Here is a 5,827-nt window from a genome sequence, read left to right as displayed (position 1 = left end):
TCCCCCGGCAACACCCCCTGGCTCTCCACGGTCGACGGCCAGTGGGTCGAACCGGACACGGTCGACAGCGGCTACTGGTTCCGCAACCTCCGCCAGACCGTGCAGTTCGAGCACACCATCCGTGCTCTCGCCGACGACGGCTACCGCACCTTCATCGAAGTAAGCCCCCACCCCGTCCTCACCACCGCCATCCAAGAAACCCTCGAAACCACCAACACCCCCCACACCACCATCACCGGCACCCTCCGCCGCGACGACGACACCCCCACCCGATTCCTCACCCACCTCGCCCACCTCACCACCCACGGCCACACCCCCAACTGGACCACCCTCTACACCACCACCAACCCCCACCCCACACCCCTCCCCACCTACCCCTTCCAACACCACCACTACTGGCTCCCCCGAAACACCAGCAAGGGCGATGTGAGTGCCGTGGGTCTTCAGGACACCGGCCACCCATTGACCGGGGCCGTGGTGAGCGTGCCCGACACCGGTGGTGTGATGCTCACCGGGCAGCTGTCGCTGGCCACCCACCCCTGGCTGGCCGACCACGCCGTGTCCGGAACGGTGCTGCTGCCCGGCGCCGCGATGGCCGAACTCGCCATCCGCGCCGGGGACGAGACCGACACCCCCACCCTGGAAGAGCTGGTCATCGGCCAGCCGATGACGCTGCCCGAAGACGGCGCGCTGCAGGTCCAGGTGCTGGTCGGCGGCTCGGAGGACGGGCGCCGAAGCGTGCGGATCTACTCCCGCGCGGCCGAGGCCCAGGAATGGCTGGAGCACGCTTCGGGCACACTCGCCACGCAGCCGGACGGCTCGGCCGAGGACGGCATGCGGGACGGCACGGAGTACGGCACCGCCGAGTGGCCGCCGCCCGGTGTCGAGCCGGTCGCTCTGGACGACTTCTACGACGACCTCGCCCAGGCCGGGTACGAGTACGGGCCCGCGTTCCGCGGCCTGAAGGCGGTGTGGAAGCGCGACGGCGAGGTGTTCGCGGAGGCCGCGCTGCCGGAGGAGCAGTCGGAGCTGGCCGGCCGGTTCGGCATCCACCCGGCGCTGCTGGACGCCGCCCTGCACGCGAGCAACTTCTGTGTGCCCCCGGCCCCGGGCCAGACGCCACTCCCCTTCGTATGGAACGACGTACGGCTGCTGGCGGCGGGAGCCACCGCCGTCCGCGTACGCGCCCGCGCCACCGGCACGGACTCGTTCACCATCAGCCTGTTCGACAACACCGGCGCCCCCGTCGCCTCGGTGGACTCCCTGGTGCTCCGGGCGATCAGTCCCGAACAGCTCGCCGCCGCCTCCAGCGGCGCCGATCGGTCCGCTGACGCGCTGTTCACGCTCGACTGGACCGAGCACCCCGCCACCGCCGACACCGAGGTCTCCTGGACCACCCTCGACGACGCCCACGCCCACGCCCACGCCCACGGCGACGCCGACGTGGACACCGACATGGACGCGCTTATCGCGCGCATCAACGCGGGCGAGGACTGGCCCCAAACCATGGTCGTCGACACCACGGCCTGGGCCACCGATGACACCGGCCTGCCCGCGCGCGCCCGGAACCTGGCCGCCCGCGCGCTGGAGCTGGTGCAGCGGTGGGTCGACCGATCCGAACTCGCCGACATCCGGCTGATGTTGCTCACCCATGGCGCGGTGTCCGTGCACAACACCGCCGAGGTCGCCGATCCGGCCGCCGCCGCGATCTGGGGCCTGGTCCGCTCCGCCCAGTCCGAACACCCCGGCCGGATCGCCCTGGTGGACGCCGACGACGTATCGCGGGAGGCGCTGCCCGCCGCGGTGGCGTCCGGCGAACCGCAGTTGGCGCTGCGCCGTGGGCTGCTGTGGGTGCCGCGTCTGGTGCGGTCGCCGCAGGGTCTCGCCGTACCCGAGCACGAACACTGGTACCTGGACGTCTCGAAGAAGGGCAGCCTGGAGAACCTGGTGCTGCGGCCGGACCCCGAGGCCACCGCGCCCCTGGCCACCGGTCAGGTCCGGATCGAGGTCCGCGCCGCCGGTCAGAACTTCCGGGACGTGCTCGTCGCGCTCGGCGGCGTGGCCGGTCAGGAGGGCCTGGGCGGCGAGGGCGCCGGTGTGGTGACCGAGGTCGGCCCGGGTGTCGAGGGCCTGGCCGTGGGCGACCGGGTGATGGGCCTGTTCCCCCGCTCGTTCGGCCCGCTGGCCACGGCGGACGCGCGAACCGTTGCGCCGATCCCCGAGGGCTGGTCGTACGCCACGGCCGCCGGGGTGCCGGTGGCCTATCTGACGGCGCTGTACGGGCTGCGGGACCTGGGCGACGTCCAGCCGGGTGAGACGGTGCTGGTGCATGCCGCCGCGGGCGGGGTGGGCATGGCCGCCGTCCAGCTGGCGCGGCATTTCGGCGCCACCGTGTACGCCACCGCCCATCCGTCGAAGCACCATGTGCTGACCGCGTTGGGGGTGCCGGAGGAGCGTCTGGCGTCCAGCCGCGACCTCGGTTTCGCCTCGGCGTTCCCCGCGCAGAATGTGGTGCTGAACTCCCTCACCGGCGAGTTTGTGGACGCCTCGCTGGGGCTGCTCGGCACCGGTGGCCGGTTCGTGGAGATGGGCAAGAACGACATCCGCGATCCCGCCGCGGTGGCCGAAGCACATCCCGGTGTGGGCTACCAGGCGTACGACCTGGGCGGCGACGCGGGGCCGGACCGCATCCGGGAGTTGCTCGCGGAGCTGGTGGAGCTGTTCCGGCAGGGTGCGATCCAGCCGCTGCCCGTACGGCACTGGGACGTCACCCAAGCCCCGACGGCCTTCCGCTGGATGAGCCAGGGCCGTCACGCCGGCAAGATCGTGCTCACCGTCCCCCGCGCACTGGACCCCGGCGGCACGGTCCTGGTCACCGGCGGCACCGGAACCCTCGGTGCCACCATCGCCCGCCACCTCATCACCCACCACGGCGCACGCCATCTGCTCCTGGTCAGCCGCCAGGGCCCCGACGCCCCCGGCGCCACGGGCCTCACCGGCGAACTCACCGCACTCGGCGCCACCGTCCACATCGCCGCCTGCGACGCCGCCGACCGCGGCCAACTCGCCGCCGCCCTCGGCACCATCCCGCCCGACCACCCCCTCACCGCCGTGGTCCACACCGCCGGAACCCTGGACGACGGCATCCTCACCGCACTCACCCCCGACCGCCTCGACACCGTCTTCCGCCCCAAGGTCGACGCGATCACCCACCTCCACGACCTCACCCACGACAACCACGACCTGGCCGCATTCGTCATCTACTCCTCCGCCGCCGGAACGCTCGGCAACGCGGGCCAGGCAAACTACGCCGCCGCCAACGCCTTCCTCGACGCCTTCGCCCAGTGGCGGCACGCCCGCCACCAGCCCGCCACCTCGCTGGCGTGGGGGCTGTGGAGCGAGACCAGCACGCTCACGGCGACGATGGACGCCACCGACGTACGCCGCACCCGGCGCGCGGGGGTGCTGGGCATGGACAACGCCGAGGCGCTGCGGGTGTTCGACACCGGGCTGCGGTCCGGACTGCCCGCACTCATGGCCGCGAAAGTCGACCTCACCGCCCTCCGCGCGCCGGACGCCGAGGTGTCCCCGCTGCTGCGCGGGCTGGCACGGCCGGTGCGGCGCACCGCGCGGGCCGCGGCCGCGGTCCCGGCGGCCGGTGGCCTGTCGGGGCAGCTGGCCGGGCTGTCGCCCGCCGGGCAGCGGGAGTTCCTGCTCAACCTGGTGCGGGCGGAGGCCGCGGTGGTCCTCGGCCACACCGGTCCGGAGGCGATCGAGCCGACGGTGGCGTTCAAGGAGATGGGCTTCGACTCACTGACCGCGGTCGAGCTGCGCAACCGGCTCAACTCGGCGACCGAGCTGCGGCTGCCCGCGACGTCGCTCTTCGACCACCCGACCCCGGCCCTCCTCACCGAGTTGCTCCACACCGAGCTGGGCGGCGGTCCGGCGCCCGCCGCTGCGGCCCCAGCGACCGTGCGCACCGGGGCGGCGGCGGACGAGCCGATCGCCGTGGTGGCGATGAGCTGCCGGCTGCCGGGCGGGGTGACCGACCCCGATGGGCTGTGGGACCTGCTGCTGGGCGAGCGCGACGGCATCATCGACTTCCCCCGCGACCGGGGCTGGGACCTGGAGGCGCTGTTCGACGCGGACCCGGACCACAGTGGCACCTCCTATGTGCTGCGCGGCGGGTTCCTCGAGGACGCGGCCGGTTTCGACGCGGACTTCTTCGGAATCTCGCCACGTGAGGCGCTGGCGATGGACCCGCAGCAACGGCTGTTCCTGGAAGCCTGCTGGGAGGCGTTCGAGCGGGCGGGCATGGACCCGACTGCGGTGGGAGGCCGGGACATCGGCGTGTTCGCCGGTGTCATCAACCAGGACTACGGCGTGCGCAGCGGGCCCGCCCCCGAGGACCTGGAGGGCTATATGCTCACCGGCTCGGCGACGAGTGTCGCCTCCGGCCGGGTGGCGTATGTGCTGGGCCTGGAGGGCCCGGCGGTCACGGTGGACACGGCGTGCTCCTCCTCGCTGGTGGCCATGCACTGGGCCGTACAGGCGTTGCGGCAGGGCGAGTGCTCGATGGCGCTGACCGGGGGCGCCACGGTGATGGGACGGGCCTCGGCGTTCGTGGAGTTCTCGCGCCAGCGCGGTCTGGCGCCGGACGGCCTGTGCAAGGCGTTCGGTGCGGGCGCGGATGGCACGACCTTCAGCGAGGGCGTCGGCGTACTGCTGCTGGAGCGGCTGTCCGACGCCCGCCGCAACGGCCACGAGGTGCTGGCGGTGATCCGCGGTACGGCGGTGAACCAGGACGGGGCGAGCAACGGCCTCACCGCGCCCAACGGGCCTTCCCAACAGCGGGTGATACGGCAGGCGTTGGCGAACGCGGGGCTGTCGGGCGCCGACATCGACGCGGTCGAGGCCCACGGCACCGGCACCGCCCTCGGCGACCCCATCGAGGCCCAGGCACTCCTGGCCACCTACGGACAGGAACGCCCGGGGGACGAGCCGGTGTGGCTCGGATCGCTGAAGTCCAACACCGGGCACACGCTGGCCGCGGCGGGCGTGTCCAGCGTCATCAAGATGGTGCTGGCGATGCGGCACGGCACGCTGCCGCGGTCCCTGCACGCCAACGAGCCCACGCCCGAAGTGGATTGGTCCCAGGGCGCAGTGTCCCTGCTGACCGAGTCCCGGCCCTGGCCGGAGACCGGCCACCCCCGCCGCGCGGGGATCTCCTCCTTCGGTATCAGCGGCACCAACGCCCACCTCATCCTGGAGCAGGCGCCCGTACCGGAAACCGAAGCCGCGCCGAAGCCGGACGACGGTACGGACACCCCCGGACTCGTCGCGACCGGCGGGGCCGTGCCCTGGGTCCTGTCCGCCAGGACCCCGACAGCCCTACGGGCTCAGGCCCAACGCCTCCTGGACCACCTGGAATCCGGGGTGACCGCGCAGCCGGTGGACATCGGCTGGTCCCTGGCCACCACCCGCACCCTCCACGACCACCGCGCCGTCATCATGACCGACACCGAGGGCAGGGAGGCCACGGACGCCCTCACCGCCCTCGCCGCGGAACAACCCCACCCCCGCCTCACCACCGGGCACGCCACCACCCACGGCAAGACCGTCTTCGTCTTCCCTGGCCAGGGCGCCCAATGGACTGGCATGGGAGCCCAACTCCTGGACACCTCCCCCGTCTTCGCCGAACGCCTCCACGAATGCGCCGAAGCCCTCGCCCCCTACACCGACTGGAACCTCATCGACGTCATCACCGGCGCACCCAACGCACCCTCACTGGACCGCGTCGACGTCCTCCAGCCCACCACCTTCGCCA

The 5,827-nt window shown here is 72.7% G+C and carries 1 protein-coding gene; it reads left to right on the top strand.

What is annotated here, in order from left to right; translation table 11 throughout:
* Positions 1-5,827: SDR family NAD(P)-dependent oxidoreductase (locus tag ACFXB5_RS52080; RefSeq protein ID WP_385222746.1), on the top strand; the 5,827-nt coding region annotated here is incomplete at both ends.

The sequence above is a fragment of the Streptomyces sp. NPDC059455 genome (assembly GCF_042750115.1).
GTDB classification, from domain to species: Bacteria; Actinomycetota; Actinomycetes; order Streptomycetales; family Streptomycetaceae; genus Streptomyces; species Streptomyces endocoffeicus.
Note: the sequence above shows the minus strand (reverse complement) of the source record. Positions and strands in the feature narration are given on the sequence as shown.